Origin of the sequence: Acetanaerobacterium elongatum, assembly GCF_900103835.1 — a bacterium.
GTDB lineage: Bacteria > Bacillota > Clostridia > Oscillospirales > Ruminococcaceae > Acetanaerobacterium > Acetanaerobacterium elongatum.
Genome location: NZ_FNID01000017.1, coordinates 35144 through 58483 on the forward strand (window position 1 = coordinate 35144; position 23340 = coordinate 58483).

18 protein-coding genes, 1 pseudogene and 2 riboswitches are annotated in these 23340 nt (G+C 44.6%); of the genes and pseudogenes, 4 read left to right on the top strand and 15 right to left on the bottom strand.

Going from position 1 to position 23340, the window contains the following annotated elements:
• Positions 1-83: 83 nt before the first annotated feature.
• From BLR50_RS07680 to hprK, 7 genes are all read right to left on the bottom strand, one after another.
• Positions 84-3584 (bottom strand): DNA polymerase III subunit alpha, encoded by a 3501-nt coding sequence (locus tag BLR50_RS07680; protein ID WP_092640233.1) that lies wholly within the window; start codon positions 3582-3584, stop codon positions 84-86.
• A 33-nt stretch (positions 3585-3617) separates the two neighbouring features.
• Positions 3618-4538: a DNA-binding protein WhiA gene (gene whiA / locus BLR50_RS07685; RefSeq protein WP_092640235.1), complete on the bottom strand. Its 921-nt coding sequence runs from the start codon at positions 4536-4538 to the stop codon at positions 3618-3620.
• 45 nt (positions 4539-4583) lie between these two features.
• Positions 4584-5447, bottom strand: a complete 864-nt coding sequence (gene rapZ / locus BLR50_RS07690; RefSeq protein WP_092640237.1) for an RNase adapter RapZ — start codon at positions 5445-5447, stop codon at positions 4584-4586.
• Between the two features lie 79 nt (positions 5448-5526).
• Positions 5527-6420, bottom strand: coding sequence for a UDP-N-acetylmuramate dehydrogenase (gene murB / locus BLR50_RS07695; RefSeq protein ID WP_242871713.1), 894 nt, complete (start codon positions 6418-6420; stop codon positions 5527-5529).
• Between the two features lie 102 nt (positions 6421-6522).
• Positions 6523-7482, bottom strand: coding sequence for an ROK family protein (locus BLR50_RS07700; RefSeq protein WP_092640239.1), 960 nt, complete (start codon positions 7480-7482; stop codon positions 6523-6525).
• 32 nt (positions 7483-7514) lie between these two features.
• Positions 7515-8255 carry a phosphatase gene (locus BLR50_RS07705; RefSeq protein WP_092640241.1) on the bottom strand — a complete coding sequence of 247 codons (741 nt, stop codon included), beginning with the start codon at positions 8253-8255 and terminating at the stop codon, positions 7515-7517.
• Positions 8256-8314: 59 nt separating this feature from the next.
• The gene (gene hprK, locus BLR50_RS07710) at positions 8315-9277 is read right to left on the bottom strand and encodes an HPr(Ser) kinase/phosphatase (protein ID WP_092640243.1); all 963 of its coding nucleotides are present in this window, start codon (positions 9275-9277) and stop codon (positions 8315-8317) included.
• A 276-nt stretch (positions 9278-9553) separates the two neighbouring features.
• Between hprK and BLR50_RS07715 the strand changes: the two genes are divergently transcribed.
• Entirely contained in the window at positions 9554-10801 is a 1248-nt protein-coding gene (locus tag BLR50_RS07715; RefSeq protein ID WP_092640245.1) for a glycosyltransferase, read from the top strand.
• Positions 10802-10828: 27 nt separating this feature from the next.
• Complete coding sequence (locus tag BLR50_RS07720) at positions 10829-12223, top strand: NAD(P)/FAD-dependent oxidoreductase (RefSeq protein ID WP_092640247.1); 1395 nt, start codon at positions 10829-10831, stop codon at positions 12221-12223.
• A gap of 151 nt (positions 12224-12374) precedes the next feature.
• On the opposite strand, the pseudogene BLR50_RS07725 reads toward BLR50_RS07720, so the two are convergent.
• From BLR50_RS07725 to BLR50_RS07745, 5 genes and pseudogenes are all read right to left on the bottom strand, one after another.
• A pseudogene (locus tag BLR50_RS07725) lies at positions 12375-12482 on the bottom strand (IS200/IS605 family transposase); the annotation flags it as partial.
• Positions 12483-12672: 190 nt separating this feature from the next.
• Positions 12673-13692 (bottom strand): rod shape-determining protein, encoded by a 1020-nt coding sequence (gene mreB / locus BLR50_RS07730; RefSeq protein ID WP_092640249.1) that lies wholly within the window; start codon positions 13690-13692, stop codon positions 12673-12675.
• Between the two features lie 138 nt (positions 13693-13830).
• Positions 13831-14535: a ComF family protein gene (locus tag BLR50_RS07735; RefSeq protein ID WP_162840366.1), complete on the bottom strand. Its 705-nt coding sequence runs from the start codon at positions 14533-14535 to the stop codon at positions 13831-13833.
• A 55-nt stretch (positions 14536-14590) separates the two neighbouring features.
• Positions 14591-16798, bottom strand: coding sequence for an SF1B family DNA helicase RecD2 (gene recD2, locus BLR50_RS07740; protein WP_092640253.1), 2208 nt, complete (start codon positions 16796-16798; stop codon positions 14591-14593).
• A 124-nt stretch (positions 16799-16922) separates the two neighbouring features.
• On the bottom strand, positions 16923-17282 hold the full coding sequence (locus BLR50_RS07745; RefSeq protein WP_092640255.1) for a hypothetical protein: 360 nt from the start codon (positions 17280-17282) through the stop codon (positions 16923-16925).
• 110 nt (positions 17283-17392) lie between these two features.
• A riboswitch (FMN riboswitch) is annotated at positions 17393-17531 on the top strand.
• A gap of 127 nt (positions 17532-17658) precedes the next feature.
• Here BLR50_RS07745 and BLR50_RS07750 point away from each other — a divergent pair.
• Both BLR50_RS07750 and metK read left to right on the top strand, forming a co-directional pair.
• Positions 17659-18255 carry an ECF transporter S component gene (locus tag BLR50_RS07750; protein WP_092640257.1) on the top strand — a complete coding sequence of 199 codons (597 nt, stop codon included), beginning with the start codon at positions 17659-17661 and terminating at the stop codon, positions 18253-18255.
• Between the two features lie 63 nt (positions 18256-18318).
• A riboswitch (SAM riboswitch) is annotated at positions 18319-18415 on the top strand.
• Between the two features lie 155 nt (positions 18416-18570).
• The gene (gene metK / locus BLR50_RS07755) at positions 18571-19752 is read left to right on the top strand and encodes a methionine adenosyltransferase (RefSeq protein WP_092640259.1); all 1182 of its coding nucleotides are present in this window, start codon (positions 18571-18573) and stop codon (positions 19750-19752) included.
• A 48-nt stretch (positions 19753-19800) separates the two neighbouring features.
• Here metK and BLR50_RS07760 read toward each other — a convergent pair whose 3' ends face one another.
• From BLR50_RS07760 to fliD, 3 genes are all read right to left on the bottom strand, one after another.
• Positions 19801-20283, bottom strand: coding sequence for a hypothetical protein (locus BLR50_RS07760; RefSeq protein WP_092640261.1), 483 nt, complete (start codon positions 20281-20283; stop codon positions 19801-19803).
• A 37-nt stretch (positions 20284-20320) separates the two neighbouring features.
• A complete protein-coding gene (gene fliS, locus BLR50_RS07765; protein ID WP_092640263.1) occupies positions 20321-20695 on the bottom strand; it encodes a flagellar export chaperone FliS in 375 nt (124 codons plus the stop codon).
• An 88-nt stretch (positions 20696-20783) separates the two neighbouring features.
• Positions 20784-23306, bottom strand: a complete 2523-nt coding sequence (gene fliD / locus BLR50_RS07770; RefSeq protein ID WP_092640265.1) for a flagellar filament capping protein FliD — start codon at positions 23304-23306, stop codon at positions 20784-20786.
• Positions 23307-23340: the final 34 nt, after the last annotated feature.

Genomic DNA, 23340 nt, shown 5'->3' on the forward strand with positions numbered 1-23340 from the left:
TTTTACGATTATAATATATAAAAAATCGTTTTTCAATAATTTCTGCAAGGATATCGGGAAAGTTTGTTGTAAGTTTATCTGAATTACTCTCTTAAAACTACATTTTCTGCGCCAAGAATACGTTTTAACTCTAATAGCATATTGGGGTAAGGGGTTATCCATAGGCTGGCCGGGGCCTGCGTTAGTTCTTTTTCATGATTAAAATAGACATAAACAGCCGTCGTACCGTTAAAGTATTCAAGTATATTCTGCGCCTTTTTGAGCCGTTCATCCTGCCGCGACTCAAGCTTTAAAAACAAGCCGGTACGCCCCTTCTTTTCGGGTGCAGTGTTGATTCGTTCGGCAGCAACGGAGGAAGCCACAGCTTGTTCTACGGATTCTATGTTCTCACATACAATCTTTGGCTCCTCTTCTTCTCGAACTGATACTCTGCCCGTAATAACGACAGTGCCACCCACTGTTAACAACTTTGTATTATCAGCAAGCAGCTTTGGGAAAACAATAGCCTCAACTGATGCAGTAGTATCCTCAATTTCTATAAACGCCATCGTTTCATTGGATTTGGTTGTTTTAAGTTTTTTTGAAGTTACAATGCAAAGCAGTTTTACGATGTCTCTATCCTTAAAACGGCCAGTTTCTTCCTTCTGGCTGGCTATTACGTCAGAAAGGTTTACGGTTCCGATCCGTTCGGCTGCATGCCTAAAATCGTTGAGCGGATGCCCGGAAATAAACAGCCCTATAGTCTCTTTTTCATAATGCAGCAGCTCGGTAAGGCTGAATTCTTCGGTATCCGCCATAACAGGCTCGCTCTGCTTAATAGGATTGTTCAGCGCAAAAAGGTCAATCTGCCCCTCCAGCATACTGCGGCTGCGAGAACCGATAGCGTTAAGAATTGATTCACTGTTTAAACAAAGCTGCCTGCGCTTATAGCCAAGGCTGTCAAAGGCTCCTGCTTTTATCAGGCTTTCCATACCGCGCTTATTTAAATCGGAACCCTGCATACGCTCACAGAAGCTGTAGAACGAAGTAAACGGCCCATTTCTTCGTTCATTGATTAGATCACGGATAAGATTTCTGCCAAGGTTTTTAATCGCAACCAACCCAAACCGAATCCCCTCGCCCGCAACAGTAAAGCCCTCCCCGCTCTGGTTGATATCCGGCGGGAGCACCTTAATATTCATCCGGCTGCATTCTCCAATATATTCCACCACTTTATCGGTATTATCCAGTACGCTGGTAAGTAACGCCGCCATATACTCCTTGGGGTAATGATACTTAAGGTAGGCTGTTTGATATGCCACGAAGGCATAGGCCGCAGCATGCGACTTATTAAAGGCGTAGGAGGCAAAGCTGGACATCTCGTTAAAGATGTCGTTTGCAACCTCTTCTGATACGCCGTTACTCACGGCGCCGACACATTCTATACTGCCGTCATCACGTTTCGCGCCATAGATAAAGTTATGGCGTTCCTTCTCCATGACATCTGCCTTCTTTTTGGACATAGCGCGGCGTACCAGATCCGCACGCCCATACGAATAACCGGCAAGCTGGCGGCAAATCTGCATAACCTGCTCCTGATACACAATACAACCGTAGGTTACATCCAGAATGGGCTTGAGCAGCGGCGTTTTATAGGTAACCAGCTCAGGACGGTGACGATTCGCGATGTACTTGGGAATAGACTCCATCGGCCCCGGGCGGTAAAGCGAGTTGATGGCAATTAAGTCTTCTATCTTATCCGGCTTAAGGTCTGTTAGCACACGTTTCATACCAGCCGATTCAAACTGGAAAACACCCAGGGTATACCCCTGCGACAGCATTTTGAAGACATCTTGGTCTCCATTTGGTATATGCTCCATCGAAAAATCGGGAGTCGTACAACGAATCATTTCTTCGCAGTCGTGGATAACGGTGAGGTTGCGCAGGCCAAGAAAGTCCATTTTTAACAGCCCAAGTTCCTCAAGGGTGGTCATGGTAAACTGGGTGATAATAGACTCATCACTTTTTGAAAGCGGTACATATGAGCTTACCGGATCGCGTGTAATTACTACACCCGCCGCATGGGTAGAGGCATGGCGCGGCATCCCCTCCAGCTTCCGGGCCATATCAATCAGTTCCCGAATCTTAACGTCGTTTTCATACAGGGTTTTAAGCTCCGGCATTACAGAAAGTGCCTTTTCAATAGTCATGTGCAGCTCAGTAGGTATCAGCTTGGCAACCGTGTCCACCGCTTGAAATGTGAGCCCTAATGCGCGCCCAACATCGCGGATTGCCGCACGTGCTGCCATTGTACCGAAGGTTATAATCTGCGCCACATGGTCACTGCCGTATTTGGAGATAACATAATCTATAACCTTCTGTCGTTTTTCATAGCAAAAGTCGATATCAAAGTCCGGCATGCTTACACGCTCTGGGTTTAAAAAACGTTCAAACAGCAGGTTGTATTTAATCGGGTCTATACCCGTGATGCCGATGCAGTATGCCGCAAGGCTTCCGGCACCTGAACCTCTACCTGGGCCTACGGGAATATCGTTTCTTTTTGCATAAGCAATAAAGTCGTGAACGATTAGAAAGTAATCCACATACCCCATCTTGATGATAACCGAAAGCTCATAATCAAGTCTTTCGTAAAGTGTGGGTGCAGGATTATCGCCGTAGTTTCGCTTTAACCCTTCATAGCATTTCTCTTTAAAGTACTCAACATTATCCTTGTTTTCCGGTGCTTTAAAGTATGGCAGTTTTGTAACACCGAACTCAAATGTAACCTCGCAGCGTTCGGCAATTGCTAGGGTATTGGAAATTGCCTGCGGTGCATAAGAAAAAAGCGATTTCATCTCTTCGCCGCTTTTAATATAAAATTCTTCGGTGGGAAATTCGAGCGTATCATCGTCATCCACGGTATGCCCGGTTTGAATACATACCATAACATGCTGCATCTTGGCATCTTCCCTTACCAAATAATGCGCATCGTTGGTAGCAACCAGCCCAATACCTGTTTCCTGCGAAAGTCGTATAATATAAGGGATGATCTGTTTCTGTTCCTCTATACCGTGATCCTGTATCTCTAAGTAATAGTTTCCTTTTCCAAAGATAGCCTCATATTCAAGGGCTACGCGCTTGGCTTCATCATACTCGCCATTTAAGAGCTTTCGAGGTATCTCACCCGCAAGGCAGGCGGAAAGGCAGATAAGCCCATCGCTGTACCTTTTCAGCAGCTCCATATCTACTCTGGGGCGGTTATAGAAGCCATCGATAAAGCCCAACGAAACCAGCTGTATCAGATTTTGGTAGCCCTGATTATTTTGGCACAGCAAAACCAGATGATAGGGGCTGGAATCCAATGCATGCACCTTATCAAATCGTGTTCGAGGCGCTACATAAACCTCACAGCCGATAATTGGTTTAATGCCATTCTTTTTTGCTTCCTTATAAAAATCAACCACGCCGTACATTACGCCGTGGTCGGTTATGGCTACAGAGGTTTGCCCCAGATCTTTAACCCGTTTTATCAACTGAGGAATACGGCACGCACCATCCAGCAAGCTGTACTCGGTATGCACATGAAGGTGGACAAACTCGTTCATATTGTTTATCACTCTTTCGGTACACAGTATGGTTTACTTCTTGATAAGCTGCTTTTGTTCTTTTGCCATAGCTGAAAGTCTTCTTAGCCTGTGGCTAACCCCAGAACGCGAAAGGGGCGGCTTCAACATCTGCCCAAGCTCGCTTAAAGAGCTTTCAGGGTATTTAATCCTAAGCAGTGCAATCTCCCTTAATTCTTCCGGCAAAAGTGCAAGGCCAAGCGCCTTTTTTAAATATTTAATATCCCGAATCTGGGCGGCGGAAGCGGTAATGGTCTTTTCAATATTTGCTGTTTCACAGTTGGTTTTACGGTTAATATTATTACGCAAATCTTTGATTATTTTAATATCCATCAGTTCCAGTGTAAACCGCGAAGCGCCCATATAGGTAATTACATCTTCAATTACACCGCTGTCTTTCACATAGAGTACATAACTCCCCTTACGAACCGAGCTTTTAAAGGTAAAGCCCGCATCCTCCAACAGCAGTGCAAGATTCCTGCTAAGGGTGAAACGAGGTTCAACAAACTCTAACCGATAAGCCTTATGTGGGTCACTGACATAACCGCATGCCAAAAAAGCACCGCGGATAAAATGGCAGATATCCTCCGGTGTATCGATGTTAGCCATATTAACCTTTAACGCAATCTCATTAAACTCATGCGCGAAATATTCTAGTACCCTCTGCCGGTCAATTTCTCGTAAAACAGATACGGCAAACGCCTTCGCTTCAGTGCCCATTACCCTCAACTTTGCCTCGGCACCGCATAATTCGTGCAAAAGGTCTTGGTAGAGGGTGGCTACGCACTCGTATTCGGTTTGAATAGATATCCCGGAAGAGTTAAAGCTTCGCGAAAAAAGCATTAACCCGTAAAGTAACGCTTTTTTACCAGCCGATGAAAGCTTGGCCGTATTACACAACTCGGCTTTGAGCTTGTATCCGTAAGTGTCTGCCATACTAATGCCAAACCCCGTTTCGCAAAGTAAGCTATGAATATGCCGTTATCTGTCTTTGGTGATATCGCGATGATTTGCAATTGCGATAATACCCTTTTCATTAAGGTACTTTGAAAGCTCCTGTGCAAACGTCACCGAACGATGCTTGCCGCCGGTACAGCCGATGGCAACTACCAACTGACTTTTTCCTTCATTTGTATAAAGAGGAAGCGTAAAATCAATGAGGTCTTTAATCTTGCTTAAAAAGGTACGTGACTCCTCAAAGCTGAGCACAAAATCGTGTACCTCCTTGTCCAGCCCCGATTTAGGTTTTAGTTCATCATAGTAAAACGGGTTGGGCAGGCAACGCACATCAAAAACTAGGTCTGCCTCACTCGGAAGGCCATATTTAAAGCCAAAGGACATACAGTTCACAAGCATGCCCGAAGAGTTATCCTCAAGAAATAACGCGGAAATGCGCTCTTTCAGCTGCGCAGTTGATAATATGGAGGTATCGATAACATAGTCAGCCATGCTTTTAATCTTCTTAAGCATAACGCGCTCTACGGCTATCGCATTTTCTACCGAAGCATTTTCACTGTCAACCAATGGGTGCTTTCGCCTTGTTTCCTTATACCGTCTGATTAATACATCGTCACGGCAATCCAAAAACAAAATCTTATACCGATAGCCATTCTTTTTCATCTCGTCAAGGCTGTCAACCAGCCCACTAAACATATTCCCGCCGCGAATATCGGTAACGACCGCAATCTTGCTGATTTTACCGTCGGATTGAGAGCACAGCTCGGCGAATTTAGGAATCAGCATGGGAGGCATATTATCTGCGCAAAAGAAACCAATATCCTCCAGTACGTTGATTGCTCTTGTTTTTCCGGCGCCCGAAAGCCCGGTTATAATTACGAGCTGCATTTTGTATCCATGCCTTTCTTTAACTTGCAAATGTCTAAACCGCTTGAGCGGCAGCTTTATTTTTCAAAATGGTATGATTCTAGTCGCAACCAAAGAATCGAATCTCACATTCAAGTGTAACCCCTGTCTGCCTTAAAACCTCTTCTTTAATAATTTCTATCAGCCGTAAGATGTCATTACAGGTTGCGGTTCCGGTATTAATAACAAAGCCCGAATGCTTAATACTAACCATAGCGCCTCCTACCGATTTGCCCTTTAACCCGCACTGCTCAATCAAGGCGGCCGCAAAATACCCTTCCGGCCTTTTAAAGGTACTTCCTGCACTGGGATATTCCAACGGCTGCTTTGTTTTTCGTCGCTGGAACAGCTCATCCATACGCTCTTTAATGATTTCCTTGTTGCCGGGCTTTAGCTGTATTTTTACACTTGTGATGCAAGAGTCGCTTCCGCTATAGATACTCTTTCGGTAACCAAGCGCAAGCTCGCTGCCTGCAAACTCGCCCATTTCCCCATTATGGTCAACATGCCTGCATGAAATGAGGATGTCCTTCATCTCTCCGCCATAGGCACCCGCATTCATATAGGCGGCGCCACCAACGCTTCCGGGAATACCCCACGCAAACTCAATGCCCGTAAGGGCCGCCTGATATGCAGTATAGCTAAGCTGCGCAAGTGGTGTGCCCGCCCTGCACTCCATAACCTCACCATACTGGCTAATACCTGAAAAACGATGTCCTAGGTGGATTACCGCACCCCGTATACCGGCATCACAAACTAATATATTGGAACCCTTGCCTAAAATACAATAGGGAATCTCGTGATCTTTAAAATAAGAGATTAATGCGGAAACTTGGTTTTCCTCACTGGGAGAAATAAACACATCAGCCGGGCCGCCTACTTTAAAGGTGGAATGCAGTGACATAGGTTCATCAATTTTTACATGGCAGTTGATTGAGCCACAAAAATCTCTCACCAATAAAGCAGTATCCTTCAAGCCAAAAACCTCAATTTCATATGGTATTAGACAGCAACTATATAAATTTTCCTATAGCTCTTAACACAGTATAATACCGCTTTATGCGTAAAGATTGCCTAAAAATGCCGCACCGATAATGCCGGCATCGTTGCCAAGCTGTGCAACACAAAGCTCCGTGTTCTTTTCGGAATATTTCGTGTAAACCTCACGTTTGATATATTCACGAAGCGGTTTTAAGATGGTTTCTCCTTCTTTTGAGATACCGCCGCCCAGGAATAGAATTTCCGGTTGAAAGATGTTAATCATATTTACCAACCCGCAGCCAAGATAGTTTAGGTAGGTGTCTACAATCTCCTTGCCGCCCTCAACGCCCCCGCGCATTGCATCAAACGCTACACGCCCGTTTACCTTGTTAATGTCACTATCCACCAGTTTCCACATAGCGGAACCGGGGTGCTGAGTAAGATAATCCTTGGTCATGTTGATAAGCCCAGTAGCTGACGAATAGGCCTCAAAGCAGCCTTTTCTGCCGCAGGTGCACTGCCTGCCATCGTAAACAATAACGGTATGCCCCAGCTCTGCACCCGAAAAGTTAAAGCCTGAATAGATTTTGCCATCAATAATAATACCGCCGCCAACACCCGTGCCAAGTGTAATACCTATTACATTGCTGCGACCCTTTGCGGCTCCTGCAAGTGCCTCGCCATAAACCGCAGCGTTCGCGTCGTTTTCCATATAGACGCTTTTACCAAGGCGCTCTTTCAGCATTTTAACCATCGGAACGTTGCGGAAGTAGAGGTTATTGGCATATTCAATCTCACCTGTTTGTTGGTTTACCGTACCGGGGGTACCTATTCCAACCCATTCAATCTGGCTGATATCGATGTTGGCATCCTGAACAGCAGCCCTTGTAGCCGCTGCCATATCATCAGCGATTAATTCTGCCGCACGGGGAGCATTGGTTTTCATCTTACCCCTGCCGATAATCTTATAGTTTTCGTCTACAATACCAACCGCAATATTGGTTCCGCCAAGGTCGATGCCTGCATAATATCTCATTGCTAAAACCATCTTTCCTTAAATGATTAAATTTATATCTCGGCTTTAATGCCGCAGTATTTCTCTACCGTTTCCAGAAAGCGCTGCTTGTCAATATTTAAGACCAATTGCTCAGGGAACCCGATTTCGTCCAACATATCCAGTGATGGCTGTACCCGGCCTATCTCAAGCGCAAAATGCGCATCAGCGCTAACTACGACCGGCACCTCATACTTTTTGCACAATCGTGCAATTTCTGCACAATTTTTGTCGGCACCTTTGCGTACTTTAAATGAATGAGCATTTATTTCTACGATCTTTCCATATTCTTTAAAGGCCTTTACTCCCTGCTCGTAGTCAAAACGAAATGCCTCGGTGCCACAGTGGCCGATTACCTTCACATACGGGTTTTTAGCTACGCCAATATAGGCGCTGGTGTAATCCTTTACAGTTGCCCACTCCCCTAGTGAAAAATGGAAAGAAGCGATGACCCAATCCAAACACGCCAATGATTGGGCGGTTAAGTCCATCCCCCCGTCAGCGGTAATGATGTCCGCTTCGGCTCCGCGCAGGATGAGCATATCATCTATTACGCGATCAAGGGTGGAAAGGTTATTAAAAAACCAAAGATATGGCCCATCGGGCATCTGCGGGCAATGCTCCGTAATAGCCAGTGCGCACATTCCATATTTCTTAGCGTATTGGATATTCTCAAGCAAGGTACTGTAGGCGTGACTGGAGGCGACAGTGTGACAATGTGTTTCGGCAACAGATTTTGCATCTTTAAGTTTCAATGTTTAATCATGCCTTTCCGGCAACATTATGCCTATATGAAAGAATTATCATTACAATATTAGTACGCGTTCCAATCGGTGTCAGTGCTAGTTGTCTCGGAGCTAGCCATACCGAGCTTTTCAAGCAGCTCCCGCGCCGCATTGTAACCCATTTTCTTCTGGCGGTTATTCATCGCGGCCACCTCAATAATAATAGCCAGATTTCGGCCAGGCTTAACAGGAATGGTAAGAGAGGGCAGCTCTATACCCAGAATCTCAGTAAACTCGTTTTCCATGCCCATGCGATCATAAACCTTGTTCTGATCCCAAAGCTCAAGCTGGATGATCATATCCACCTTCTCGGTTACTTTTACCGAGCCCATACCGAAAATACGTCTGGCGTTAATAATACCAATACCGCGAAGCTCTAAAAAGTGTCGTATATTCTCGGGCGCTGTACCCACCAAGGTTTTATTGGATACCTTTCTCAGCTCAACTGCATCATCTGCAATCAGTCGATGCCCGCGCTTTACAAGTTCAATCGCCGTTTCACTCTTACCTACGCCGCTTTCACCCAGCAGAAGTATACCTTCGCCGTAAACTTCAACTAAAACGCCGTGGCGCGTGATTCTGGGTGCAAGCTCAACATTCAGTTTCGAAATAAGCCCAGAAAGAAATGAAGAGGTAGACTCACTGGTTCGCAAAACAGGAACCGCGTATTCTTTGGCATAGTCGTACATCTCGGGGAAGATCTCTAAGCTTCGGGCAACAATAACGGCCGCAGGCTTTTCCATAAAGAAACGCTTGAGGCTTTCTCTGCGAGCTTCTTCCGTAATGTTGGCAAGGTAGCCGCATTCAGCTTTCCCCAGTATTTGAATGCGCTGGCAGTCAAAATATTCATGAAAGCCTGCGAAATATAAGCCCGGCCTGTTTACTTCGCTGCTGGATATCAGAATTTGTGAAGGATCTACCGGAAGATAGATAGCCTCGAGCTTGAACTCATCAATCAGCTTATTTAATGCTACCGTAAATATTGTCGACATCTTGTCCACCACTTCTCCGACAAAAAGAATAAGGTTTGCAAACCGTTGTCGGACGGTTATAAATGCTTTTTCCAGAACAGAGTTCAAAATAGTACAAATACTATTATATAATTATACCGTAACGATTAAATTCTTTCAATTAATATTTTCGAAATTGCTCGAAAACTTAAATACAATGAAGCAGACTAAATTGCTGAAAATTTCGTAATTATATGTTATAATCAATTTGCAATGTTTTTTGGTACCTACAATGAAGAATTTAAAGGAGCATAACTGATGAAGATTGCCATATTTGCTGAAACGTATCTTCCCTACCTTAACGGAGTGGTAACGCATATCAGTGTATTAAAAAGCGGGCTTGAAAAGCTAGGGCATGAGGTGTTGATTGTATCTGCAGATGCACATGCCAAGCACCATTATATCGAAAATGGTATCCTGCACTGCCCGGCAGTCACCTCAAAACGCATTTACGGTTATGGTCTTGCCTCTCCGCTCAGCCAAAAGCGCTTAAATATGATTTTAAAATTCAACCCCGATATTATACATGTGCAAACGGAATTCGGCGTTGGGCTTTCGGGCATTATGATTGCAAAGATTTTGCGTATCCCGTTGGTTTATACGCTTCATACCATGTATGACGATTACATTTACTATGTGGCACCCAGCAAGCTGGTACCACTGGTTAAAAAGCTTTCTCACGGCTACGCAAAGATTATTGCGGGCTCGGTAAATGCCATCACCGGCCCATCCGTAAAAATACAGGATTATTTCCAATCTCATGGGGTTAAAAAACCTGTGAATATCATTCCCAATACCATTGAAATTGAAAAGTTTGATCCCAATAACTTTAGTGAAGAACAGAAAAAAGAGTTAAAACAGCGTTATAACATTCCAGACGATCAGATGATAGCCATCTTTGTCGGGCGCATTGGTAAGGAAAAAAGTGTTGACGTGCTGCTGGAGTATTGGGCACAAACGATAAAGCCAGAGGATGGGATTCACCTGCTAATTGTTGGCGGTGGGCCAGACAGTGAGCCCCTCCAAGAGCTCGCCAAAACATTAAATCTTGATTCAATGGTTACCTTCACGGGGCCTGTACCTCACGAGGAGGTAGCGTCTTATTACGCGATTTCTGATGTATTCGTAACCGCTTCCCTCTCTGAAGTATACTCAATGACCATTCTTGAGAGTATGGCCTCCGGTCTGCCGGTACTTCAGCGGTTCGACGAGCTCATCTCAAACCAGATACAGGCGGGTAAAAACGGCTTCTTCTTTAACAGCGCTACCGAAATGGCTTCGGTTTTAAGGATACTCAAACGTAAGAACCCTGAAGACATGAAAAAGATGAGAGAGGCTGTTATCAATTCCGTAAAGGATTCCGGCGCCGAGTCGCTTGCAAAAAGCCTGCTGGAGATATACACCGACTTAACCGGGAAGAAAAAATACAAAAAAGCCACACAGCTACGTGATTCAATTAACAACTCCAAAATTAAGCTGACAAAGCTGCATCGAGTAAAGAAATAATTCTGCGAACCAGAAACGGAGTAGAACATGACCGCAAAAAAGCATTATGATATCGCCATTATCGGCGGAGGTATCGGCGGGCTGATGACGGCTTACCGGCTATGTGAAAAGGCGCCTAAGCTTTCGGTTTGCATTCTTGAAAAAGGCCATGACATTGGCAAGCGCGTCTGCCCTATTGTTACTAAAAAAACTGAAAGCTGCGTTCACTGTGCCTCCTGTGCCATCATGGAGGGCATGGCAGGTGCTGGTGCATTCTCTGACGGTAAGTATGTAATCTCTACCGAGTACGGCGGCTGGCTGACAGATTTTCTGCCTGCTTCGACCGTGATTAACTATATAGAACAGGCGGACAGCATCCTTGTGAACTTTGGTGCTACCACCGAGCGTTTTATGCCTGATAACGAATTGAAAAAACTCTGTTTGCAGCACGACCTGCATATGAGCCAAGCTCAGCTTAAGCATCTGGGCACCGATTCAAACTTTGATACAATGTGCCGGATGATTGATTCTCTTCGGAATAAATGTGACATTATCACCGATACCGAGGTAACCGATGTTGACACAAAATCCAGTACGATCTTCTACAAGCAGCGTTCAACTGAAGACAGTCTTACCGCCGAAAATATAGTTTTCGCGGTAGGCCGTGCCGGAAGCCGCTTCTTCTCCAGATGGTGTACCGACCACAATATTCCACTTACAAACAATCAAGTGGATATCGGCGTTCGGGTAGAACTGCCTTCAATAATCTGGGAGCATTTTTCTAAAAAGATTTATGAGCCGAAGATATGGTACCGCAGCAAAGGTTATGGTGACATTACCAGAATGTTCTGCTTCAACGAGCGCGGACATGTAGTAACCGAAAATACTGATGGGGTATTAACCGTAAACGGTCATTCGTTCCGGGAGGAAGAGCGGAAAACCAGTAACTCCAACTTTGCGCTGCTCACAACGATTCGGTTTACCCAGCCATTTAAGTACCCCATTGAATATGCTCGCCATGTTGCAAGCCTTGCAAACCTCATCAGCGGAGGCAGTGTACTTGTGCAGCGGCTTGGCGACCTTGAAATCGGGCGCCGAACCGATGAGAAGCGGCTCGGCCAATCCACGACTATCCCTACCCTTAAGGCTGTTGCGGGTGATTTAAGCCTTTGTCTGCCAAAACGGCAGATTGACAATATTGTTGAAACACTGCACGCCTTGGATAAGATTGCCCCCGGCACCGCAAACTACGATACGCTGCTTTATGGGGTAGAATGCAAATACTACTCCGCACGCCCGGAATGCAAGAATTTCAGGTTGAATGGGTTTGACAATATCTATGCAATCGGCGACGGAGCAGGCTTTACACGATCCTTATCACAGGCTGCTGCAAATGGTTTGTATGTAGCGGATTTACTGGCGAATAAATCTAAACAATATTAACGAAAACAGCTCATGATATGATTTTTTAATCATCTCATGGGCTGCTTTTATATCTACGCATAACTTGCCAATCAACCAAGGTGAGATTCGTTATCTGAAGATGAAGCTCCCGCATTAAATTCTCTTTATAATGTAGCCTGAAACACAAACAATCCGTCCATAACTGAGAATAGATATCTTGTCGTCTATACTTCGGTGCAAATACTATATGATATTTACATCTCCATTTCGAATGTGTTAAACTATTTATGTCATCCATTGACATGTCCTCCTTTGTTCTTTGATGCGGTTGGTGAACCTTCATCATTCTATCACTGGAGGACCTCTTTTCGCTATTAGCGTTTTAATTCCACCAGCAGTGCTGGTGGTTTTTTGCGCTGAAACTACAACAAAAAGGCCAACTGCCGGATAATAAAACCCTGCGATTGGCCTTCTTAATTTCATAATATTTATTGATATTTATAGGTGGATGGGTTAAAGAAACCATCCTGCAGAATATTCAGGTATTCAAATGCTTTACCGGTACCGATAGCCACACAGTTGGTAGGGTCTTCGGCAACGCGAGCTTTCATGCGCAGCTCAGCGGTAATATATTCTGCCAACCCTCTTAACAGTGAACCGCCGCCGGTAAGCACGATGCCATTTTCCGAAATATCAGCTACAAGCTCCGGAGGGGTACGCTCAACAACCGACTGGATGGCCTGAACAATCAGTGAAACCGGTTCGTTCAGCGCCTCACAGGTTTCTTCGGCTGATATCGCTATCTTCTGCGGAAGACCAGTAATCAGATTTCTGCCTTTAACCTCCATCACCGAATCGGGCTGGGGGTTCCACACACAGGCAATCTCTTTCTTCAGGCGCTCGGCTGACTTTTCGCCGATTAAAACACTGTACTTATTACGGATGTATTTAACCAGTGCGTTATCAAACTTATTACCCGCAATCTTCAGCGAGGTTTTACATACGATACCGTTGAGCGAAATAACAGCAATATCAGTGGTACCACCGCCGATATCAAGAATCATACAGCCGTTCGGACGAGAAATATCAATCCCTGCACCAATCGCCGCAGCAACCGGCTCTTCTATTAAAAACACTTTTCGAGCGCCGGCTGTAATCGCCGCCTCAATAACGGCACGCGACTCCACATCGGTAATACCAGAGGGTACGCAGAGCGCCACGCGCGGTTTAAACATCATGTTGCCGCAGGATTTTTTAAGAAAATGCTTGATCATCTGCTCGGTAAGTACATAATCCGAGATAACGCCATCTTGCAGCGGCCTTACTGCACGGATATTATCAGGGGTTCTGCCAAGAACCTTAAAAGCCTCTTCACCTACGCTTACAATCTTGCCCGAAACTGTTTCAACCGCTACAATTGACGGTTCGCAAAGAACTACGCCCTTGCCTACAATATAAACAATTACGGTAGCCGTACCTAAATCAATTCCTATGTCTTTATTTGCCATTCCTATTTCGTTCCTTTCAGCTGCACCCACAGGGTTGATATACTCTATAACGATATGAATGTTCTAGTTCACTTCACAATTAAAGGTAACTATACATCCTTAATTTGCTCGGATAAGCACATCGCAATTTTTATTATACTAATTATTCTTATGTATTTCAAGCTTTATCGGCTTGGTTGTACAAAAAACGGCACAATACACGTTGGTTGCTCCAGCGCCCTTAAGCATACGCGTACATTCGTTCAGGGTGGCACCGGTAGTAAAAATGTCATCAATCAGCAGGATTGTTTTATCCGTCAAATCCATTTTTTCCTGTACCTTGTAAATACCTTTAACATTCTCAGCACGTTCTTTACGATGCTTTCGATGCTGAGATTCGTTGTTTTTAACCTGAATAAGCAGATGCTTGGCAGGCTTTATTGAAAGGCTGCGACATACTGAGCGCAAAAGCAGTTCAGATTGATTATAGCCGCGTTCTAGCTCCTTTAAACGGTGCATCGGAACACAGCAAGCATAATCAAAGACTACATCCTTATACTGCTTTTTAACTAGCCGGCTGATATAACACGCAAGATACTTTGCAATATACGGAACCCCGCCATACTTGAGCGTATTAATACCTTTCTTTGCTGTCCCTTCATAATAAAACGGGGCAATACAGCGCTCAAACTCAAAATGATTTACCTCGCAACCGCAGAAGCCCTGCTCTTTACCGCAAACACTGCAGGTAATACCGTTAATAGGCTCTATGCTGTCTTTACAATAAGCACAGACCTCTTGATCATATGCTATGACCTTACCGCAGAATTTACAGACATTGGGGAATATAAAATTTAATAGCATTTCCCATATTGTCATTTTGCCGCTCCTTAATTATGACAAGGGGTTTATCTGTAAGTTAACCAAGCACTTCATCGGTGATAAACTGCTGCAGATTGGTATAACGATAGGTCTTACGGTTGTTGCCTACCATATAAGACAGTGTTTCAGGTGCACCCAGAATAATCAACAGTTTCTTCGCGCGTGTGACCGCAGTGTATAGCAGATTACGGTAATACAGATTTTGCATAGGCTTGGCCAGCGGAATAATCACCGCCTCATACTCGCTGCCTTGGCTTTTGTGCACCGTAATAGCATACGCAAGCTCAAGCTCTATAAGCTGATCAAATGTATAATCGGCTACCCTGTCATCAAACCGGATGGTCAGCAGCTGCGCCGGACGATCGATGCTTTCAATAATACCAATATCGCCGTTAAACACGCCGGCACCGTTCTCACCGTCATCCCGTGTCCAGATAATATCATAATTATTGCGTATCTGCATGACCTTATCGCCTAATCTGAACAGGTTTGGCCCCGATTTTACCTCCGGCCTATCCGCTTGTTTGGGGTTTATGGATGCCTGTAGCTTTGAGTTCAACGCTGCTGTACCCAATTCCCCCTGACGACTGGGGCAAAGCACCTGAATATCCCACAGCGGTGAATACGCATATGCCTTGGGGAGCCTGTCCCTGCAAAGTGAAACCACAGTCTGCGCTATCTGATCCAAATCTCTTTTTATAAAGAAGAAATCGTTATCCTTTACCTCGATCTGCGGAACCTCTCCGTTAATAATGTCGTGTGCATTGGTTACAATCAAGCTTTGAGCGGCTTGGCGGAATATCTCGGTAAGGGTGACGGTGGGTACACAATCGCTCTGAATCAGATCGTGCAGTATATTACCTGCCCCCACCGAGGGTAACTGATCAGAATCACCCACTAACACAATGCGGCAGGAGAGCCTTACAGCACTGAGCAGCGATTCAAACAATAGCGTATCCACCATTGAAAACTCATCAATAATAATGACATCGCAGTTCAGTGGGTTACGGCTGTTGCGGCGGAAGGAAGGCTGGTCACCCTTGGAGTATTCCACCTCCAGCAGGCGGTGAATGGTTTTAGCCTCATAGCCGGAAAGCTCACTCATGCGTTTTGCCGCGCGCCCTGTAGGGGCGGCCAGCAGTACCTTTTTACCCATGCGCTTATAAAGTTCGATAATGCCCATAATGGTTGTTGTTTTTCCGGTACCAGGCCCGCCGGTAAGAACGGTAATGCCGTTAGATAGTGCCATGGCGATTGCTTTCTTTTGCAGCCGTTCATAGTGAATGCCCTTTTCGGCTTCAAGCCTTGAAATGTCTTCATCGTAGCTTTTCATTGTATCAGGGATGGATTTAATAATCAATGAAAGCCTGCATGCAATAAAACGTTCCGCATCATAATATTGCGGCAGATACACATATTCGGCATCGCCAATCTGCTCTGTTACTATCGTCTGAGCTTGATTTTGCTCGTAAAGTACGTTTTCAATTTCATCAGTTGAAACATCTAATAACTGTTGGGCACGTTCAACGAGCTTTGCATAAAGCATACAGGTATGCCCATTGCGGTTAGCCGCCGAAAGCTCATATTGAATTCCCGCGAGAATACGGGCAGGCGCATCGGTGGGTAGCGACAATGCCCGGCTAATCTCATCGGTGGCTTTAAAAGCCAGCCCAATATCATCACTACACAGGGCAAATGGATTTTCGTTCACCACATCAATGGTCATGGGGCCAAACTTCTTCCATGCCCGAATACAATAGTAAGGCGTAATATTGAACCTTTTCAGGTAAGCCATTACCGTACGAATGCCAAAAACCTTTTTAAAATCATTCTCGATCTGTTTCGCCTTGCTTTGCGAAATGCCGTTTACTTCTGAAAGCAGTTCGGGTTGTTTCTCGATAATCTCAAGCGTTTTATCGCCAAACGCCTCTACAATCTTTCTGGCTGTTTTAGGCCCAATCCCTTTAATAGCGCCGGCAGAAAGATATTTCAGTATAGCCCCTGCGGTTGCAGGCAGCTTTACCTCGCAGGTTGCGGCACGGAACTGCGAACCATAAGAGGCATGGGTTGCATACTGCCCCATCAGGCGTACCTCTTCCCCTTCTCCAAGGCTACCAAGCTCGCCAACGGCAGTAATCAACTCTCCACCGCAATTAACCTCGATGACTGTAAACCCGCTGTCGTCGTTATGATATACAATTGTCTCAACCGTTCCTTCAAGAACGGTAAATTCCTCTTGCTGCACGGCACTATCCTTCCGGTCACGTTAAACGCCCTATGTAAAGCTTATATATTCAACAATAGGGATTTCGGTAATTTATATTTTTGAAAATCATGAAAATTCACACTTAGTTTTAGTATAATCCCTATCATGGCATTTGTAAACCTGCTAGCTGCATAAGCTCCTGCGTCAGCATTCCTTCACTGCACAAACGTATGTTGCCGCATTCATCGCAAAACCTTCTGCAAACCTCATCGGCATCTCCGTCGTTATCGCCACATACCAGCAGTATGACAGTATTTCGCTCTAACCCCCCGCGGGCGATAGTATATTGCACAGAACGCAGCACATACTCCATATCCTGCTTATGTTCACTTACCCGTATAATCTTTATCAGCGGGCTGGTATCATGATTAAAGATGAATAGGGGCAGCACCCAGTGAAGGGCCCAGAAGATACCTGCTACGGTTAACATCGTTAAAAGAAGTATTTTTACGCTTTCGGCCACAAAAAACAACCCCTTTTGTATAAAATGCCATCTATTTCATAGTATGAGAGCTGATAATTATTGTGAATTCATCTTGACACTGCGCCGCAACATACATATAATGTGAATATAATCTGTTTCAGGGCGAGGTGTAAATCCTCACCGGCGGTAATGGGCATATTTTTGCCACAAGTCCGCGAGCGGGTAATCCCCGCAGATTTCGGTTAGATTCCGAAACCGACGGTATAGTCCGGATGAAAGAAACAAAACCATACCCAAAAGTAAGGTTTATTTTCACCCTTGAACAATTTGTTCAAGGGTTTTTATTTTGCCTTCGTGTGGTTTTGCATAAAAAGAACTCCTAAAACAGAGAATTATAGTTTGGAGGCTTATTCTTATGCAGTTGAACAGCAAAACAAGAAAACTTACCTATCTTGCCATGTTTGCGGCAATATCCTCGGTACTGATGTACATCCCCGAATTTCCGCTGCCATTTCTCCCGCCGTTTTTAAAGCTTGACCTGAGCGGTATACCGATATTGCTGGCGGCCTTTATGTTCGGCCCCTTGGAGGGTATAACCGTAACCCTAATTAAAGACATAGCTCATCTGTTTGGCAGTACCTCAGGCGGAGTTGGAGAGCTTTCAGATTTTATTATCTATACCTCGTTTATATTGGTTGCTTTTCTAGTTTACCGCACTAAGAAAACCAAAAAAGCTGCTGTACTAGCCTGCGCAGCAGGAACCGCAACTATTTTGATTACAGGCTCTCTCTCAAACAAATACCTGATTATCCCATTTTACGAAAAAATTATGCCGATTGATGCAATTATTCAGGCTTGCAAAGCCGTAAACCCTTACATTGACAGTATTAATGCATATATTCTGTTTGGGGTAGTACCGTTTAATTTTATCAAGGGTACGATTATATCCGTAGTCACTCTGCTGGTTTATAAAAGACTTTCAGTTCTGATTAAGGGCAGAATTGCAGCATAAAATATTTATAGAAAAAATATTGACAATTCTACAACGTATGATATTATAATAGCAATTAAATAATCCTTATCAAGAGTGGTGGAGGGACAGGCCCTGTGAAACCCGGCAACCTGCGTAACAGTAAGGTGCCAAATCCTGCGTAGAAAACGAGAGATGAGGCTGAATTCTTATTAAAAAGCGCCTCAACTTGCAGTTGGGGCGTTTATTTTTAATTTTATGCCTTACAATAATTAAGTAAAATGAAATTGATATTCGCCGCCCAATATAAAATTACCACAGGATTATTTAATCAACTTTTTTAACGGAGGAATTGAAATGTCAAAAATGCTGTTTACATCTGAATCGGTGACCGAAGGGCACCCCGACAAGATATGTGACCAAATCTCTGATGCAGTGCTGGATGCTATTTTAAAGGAGGACCCGCTTGCCCGTGTGGCGTGCGAAACCACCGTAACCACCGGTATGGTTCTGTTGATGGGTGAAATAACCTGCAACTGTTATGTGGATATTCCCAAAATTGCCCGTTCGGTTATTGCCGATATCGGCTATAACCGTGCGAAGTTCGGCTTTGATGCAACCACCTGCGCAGTTCTTACTTCTATCGACGAGCAGTCGCCCGATATCGCGATGGGTGTAAACAATGCGTTGGAAACCCGCAACGGAGCTGACAATGCATTCGATACCGGTGCCGGGGATCAGGGCATGATGTTCGGATATGCGTGCGATGAAACCAGTGAGCTGATGCCAATGCCGATTGCACTGGCACACCGTCTTGCCAAACGTCTTACCGAGGTGCGTAAGGATGGCACACTCCCCTATCTGCGTCCGGACGGTAAAACACAGGTTACGGTTGAATACCAAGACGGTAAGCCCAAGCGGATTGATACCATCGTGGTTTCTTCACAGCATAACCCTGAGATTACTCTTGACCAAATACGAAGCGACATTATTGAGCATGTTATTCGCCCGGTGATATCCTCTGCTCTGCTGGACGAAAATACCCACTACTTTGTAAACCCAACCGGACGCTTTGTAATAGGCGGCCCGCAGGGCGACAGCGGTCTTACAGGGCGAAAGATTATCGTAGATACCTACGGCGGCTATGCACGCCACGGCGGCGGTGCTTTTTCGGGTAAAGACCCTACGAAGGTAGACCGTTCCGCTGCCTATGCGGCACGTTATGTTGCAAAGAATATTGTTGCAGCGAAGCTTGCCAGCAAGTGCGAAATTCAGCTGGCTTATGCCATTGGAGTAGCACACCCAGTTTCGGTAATGGTTGATACCTTCGGTACCGGCGTTGTTTCTGACGAAGCCCTTTCACAAGCGGTTAACGAGCTGTTTGACCTGCGGCCGGCCGCAATTATCAGTTCTTTAGACTTGCGAAAGCCAATTTACAGGCAGCTTGCAGCCTACGGGCACATGGGACGCGAGGATTTAGGCGTTGCCTGGGAGAAAACCGACAAAGCGGATGCTTTGAAAAAGTATTTTAACCAATAAATCTTTGATTACGAAAATGTGGCAGGAGCTTTCGCTCCTGCCACATTTTTATCTCTTAATATCGTAGTTTTTACCGATTGAGGGGTTTTGTCCAGTAAAATAAAGTGTATCTACCACTTTGCGCTGGCCAGACATTCCTTTCAGTTCTTCAAGCATACCATTTTTCTTTTCTTCTGTTTTTAGTATCAGCTTTTTATCAAGAAGTGCAATATCGTTAATCAGCTCATAGATTTGCTTGGTTAGCTTTAGAGCTGCGTTAAACCTTGGATCGGAAACCTTTGCTTCCTTTCCACGCATCGCCTGCTCTATTGCCTTTAACGAGGCATCCTCTGCGGAAAGGCAACGCTTGATTCTAAGGTTAGCAGCATTTACCTCGTCAATAATATGCTGCCGTTCATCCAAAAAGGTGCCGTACTGATCAATTTCATTATTGAGCAGCGCAACCGTAAGCGAATGGTAGATGCGCATTTGATTAAGCTTATATGTAAGATGTTCGTTGAGCGCTGCTATATCCTGATCACTGATCTTCATATTGCATATACCTCAATACTTATTGTGCCAACAGCACTTATGATTTACGAACGGATTTTTCAGCAGTGGAAAACGCATCACGCAGCTCCTTTAAAAGGGGCAGAACATCGTTTATCGGCTGAGTATCCTTTTTAATATTCGCAGTAATCAGCTGATTTTTAATATAGTCGTACAACGGGGACAGTTCTGCCGATAGACTGTAGTTTTTGTCTAAAGACGAATTCAAATACGAAACGATATCCTGAGCCTTCTTCAGACAAACATTTGCCGCCTCATAATCCTTATCGTCGAGGTACTTTACAGAAAAGTTGCAGCGCTTAATGGCTTCATCGTAAAGCTTTACAATCATTTCGCCAGGTGTAAGCGTAACGATAGATTGCTGCTTGTATTGATCATAAGCTGATGTTAACATAATCCTCCGCCGTTTCTCCGGCGATATGTTATAGAAAACTCCCCGCAGGTTCGCCGGAATACGGAAAGCTGATATTATTAAGAATGAACTATTGCTGGCTATTTAGCGAGGTAAGCCAACTTGCCTGAGAATTCAGCTGACTGAGAGCTGTCTCCATAGCAGAAAACTGTTTCCATAGCTTTGTCTCCTCTGCAGTTAGCTTATTCTTTAGTTCAGTAATCTTTTCATCAATATCTGATAATTGTTGGGCTTCCTGACTATCTTTATATCCGGCTGTACCTGCGATTTCAACGAGCGCGCCGGTGGAAACCACGCTGGAACTTCCGTATTTATCAATCGCAGCAGAAAGTTTATCAGAAAAACCGTCTGTCGGGTCAGTAAACAGTCTGGTTACACCCTCATGGTCCTTGGTAAGCATCTCTCGGAATTTTTCCTCATTAAAGACAAGCTTTGTCCCTTCAGTTGTACTTACCGATGTAGTTAACCCGATATCCTCAAGCGAATAGGGAGAGTTGGATGAACCGGATACCAATACATCGTAAAAATCATCCAGCATTTCATTTACGGTACGGTCATTCTTAAGAATACCGCTCTTGGCCTTATCTTCCCACAGCTTAACCTGGCTCTCAGACATATCTTCACGCTGCGCGTCTGTTAACGGAAGATAATCTTTATTCACATCCTCCGTTAGCTTGGTTTTAACACTTGCAACCATTGCATTATAGCCTTCAACAAAGCTTTTAACCGTTTTGACGATATCGTCAAGGTTCTGGGTGGAACGTATGGTAATACTCTTTACAGCCTCTGAACTCGTAAAGGTTTCGTTAAGCTGTAAGTTAATGCCCTTCACGTTGAAGGAATTTGAGTTGCGCTCAATCGTGGTGCCGTCTTTAAGTGTAATAACAGCGTTTTTCCCCTCTGTTTCAGCTACTGTATTATTAGCACTGGTTGAAAATGCAGCTGTTCCGAAGAATGTCTTTGCAAGACTACCGCTATCGCTAAACGAGAAGGGTTTGGTTCCGTCAGACTTTAAAGAAAGCTTTCCGCTGTCAAAGGAAGCGGTAATGCCTGTAGTGGCTTTTTGAGCATTAATTAATTCTAACAAATCCTCAATAGTCGTACTTCCCGTATATGTAATCTTATTTTCGGTATCACCACCCAGTATTAGCTCTCCACCACTTAAGCCTAGAGATGACAATGTGGTTCCGGGAATTTCCGGAGTTCCGGCTACAATGCTGTTATTAATATTCTTATTATATCCCAGTAGTTTTAAGGCTTCATTAACTTTTCCTTCGCTGTCAACAGGGTTCAAGGATACTGATTTATTATTCTTTGCGGTAACCTCTACGGTTTTATTATTCAGAGAAAATTGAACATCGGAGTTACCATATACACTCTTTAATTGATCGTTTAATGAATCAACAATTGCCTTAACAGCATCTATTTTTTCCTCATCCGTATCATATTTTGTTGGATCAAACGCAGAAACAGTTAGCGTTTTTGTAACACCGTTTACAGTAATATCAAAGGTTTTTAAACCCTCCCAACCGGAATCGGGCATAACAAACTCACCCTGCGCTACCATTCTGGAAGCGTATGTAACTGGGCTGGCCACCTCGGTAACTGTATCGGTGGCAAAGCCAAACATGGCGCTGAGGAGATTGCCCTTCAACTGTGAAGCAGTGATATTACTGCCGGTACCAGCGGTGGTAGATGTAAGCGAAAATGTATCATCCGTTTCGGAATAGGTCATCTTCACACCGGCGTTGCTGGAGTTAACGGTGTTAATTACCTTCATTACCGAATCGCTGCTGGTAAAGTTAAAGTCTACGCCATTTATGGTGAAAGCAAAGGCTCCACCCACCAATGCCGTTTTAAACGAGGTATCACCAAGCGATTTCGTAATATCTACAAGGTTGGAGGCGCCGGATTTCAGGCCTACCGAAGCGAGGGTATCAGCATCGCCGGAAATGCTGAGCTTACTGGTGCCGTTAGTAGAAAAACCGAAAGTTCCGTTTTCATTATCGATAAGCTTCACACGCGGTTGGCCTGTAGAGGTTGATAATCCAAATGCAGCATTTAAATCCGCCTGAGGGTCAGTGCTGAATGTAATCGTTTTTGTTAAACTATCCAGTGTAACCTTCATCTCTTTGCCTGTTAAATTCTCAATCGCACCGGTAGCAACAATACCGCCAGAAACAGCCGAACCGCTCTCGAACGAATTTGCAACCGCAAGGCTGTTGATTGATGATATTTCGAGCATCTCTCCGGTATTGGTGGTGGAAGACGATACTGTTACAGCACTTGATGAGGAGCTTACCGACCATGTATTGAACGCGGAGGAGCTGCTCAGGTTTGAAGTAGGGTTCGTTACATCAAAAAAGCTGCTCTTAAGGTTGTTAATCTTCGTAATAATGTCTTGATAAGCAGTCTGCTTCCACTGAATCTTCTGCTTCTGCTGTACCGCACTATCAATTTTAGACTGCGAAAGGGCCGTAAGCTTCTTGATGATATCATCCGTATCAATACCGGAAACAAGCCCCCCAATACCCTTACTGCTGGAAGTCTTTTTCGAAGAATTCGTACCTAATCCCGCAACTGAACTAAACATAACAGTTCCCCCTGTCTGAGAATATCTACAAAAT

Coding starts and splice junctions, on each gene's coding strand:
- BLR50_RS07750 (WP_092640257.1), top strand. CDS start 17,659: ATGCAGTTGAACAGCAAAACAAGAAAACTTACCTATCTTGCCATGTTT.
- BLR50_RS07720 (WP_092640247.1), top strand. CDS start 10,829: ATGACCGCAAAAAAGCATTATGATATCGCCATTATCGGCGGAGGTATC.
- BLR50_RS07715 (WP_092640245.1), top strand. CDS start 9,554: ATGAAGATTGCCATATTTGCTGAAACGTATCTTCCCTACCTTAACGGA.
- whiA (WP_092640235.1), bottom strand. CDS start 4,538: ATGGCAGACACTTACGGATACAAGCTCAAAGCCGAGTTGTGTAATACG.
- mreB (WP_092640249.1), bottom strand. CDS start 13,692: ATGGCAAATAAAGACATAGGAATTGATTTAGGTACGGCTACCGTAATT.
- BLR50_RS07700 (WP_092640239.1), bottom strand. CDS start 7,482: ATGAGATATTATGCAGGCATCGACCTTGGCGGAACCAATATTGCGGTT.
- BLR50_RS07735 (WP_162840366.1), bottom strand. CDS start 14,535: ATGCTATTAAATTTTATATTCCCCAATGTCTGTAAATTCTGCGGTAAG.
- hprK (WP_092640243.1), bottom strand. CDS start 9,277: ATGTCGACAATATTTACGGTAGCATTAAATAAGCTGATTGATGAGTTC.
- metK (WP_092640259.1), top strand. CDS start 18,571: ATGTCAAAAATGCTGTTTACATCTGAATCGGTGACCGAAGGGCACCCC.
- rapZ (WP_092640237.1), bottom strand. CDS start 5,447: ATGCAGCTCGTAATTATAACCGGGCTTTCGGGCGCCGGAAAAACAAGA.
- BLR50_RS07760 (WP_092640261.1), bottom strand. CDS start 20,283: ATGAAGATCAGTGATCAGGATATAGCAGCGCTCAACGAACATCTTACA.
- fliD (WP_092640265.1), bottom strand. CDS start 23,306: ATGTTTAGTTCAGTTGCGGGATTAGGTACGAATTCTTCGAAAAAGACT.
- BLR50_RS07680 (WP_092640233.1), bottom strand. CDS start 3,584: ATGAACGAGTTTGTCCACCTTCATGTGCATACCGAGTACAGCTTGCTG.
- fliS (WP_092640263.1), bottom strand. CDS start 20,695: ATGTTAACATCAGCTTATGATCAATACAAGCAGCAATCTATCGTTACG.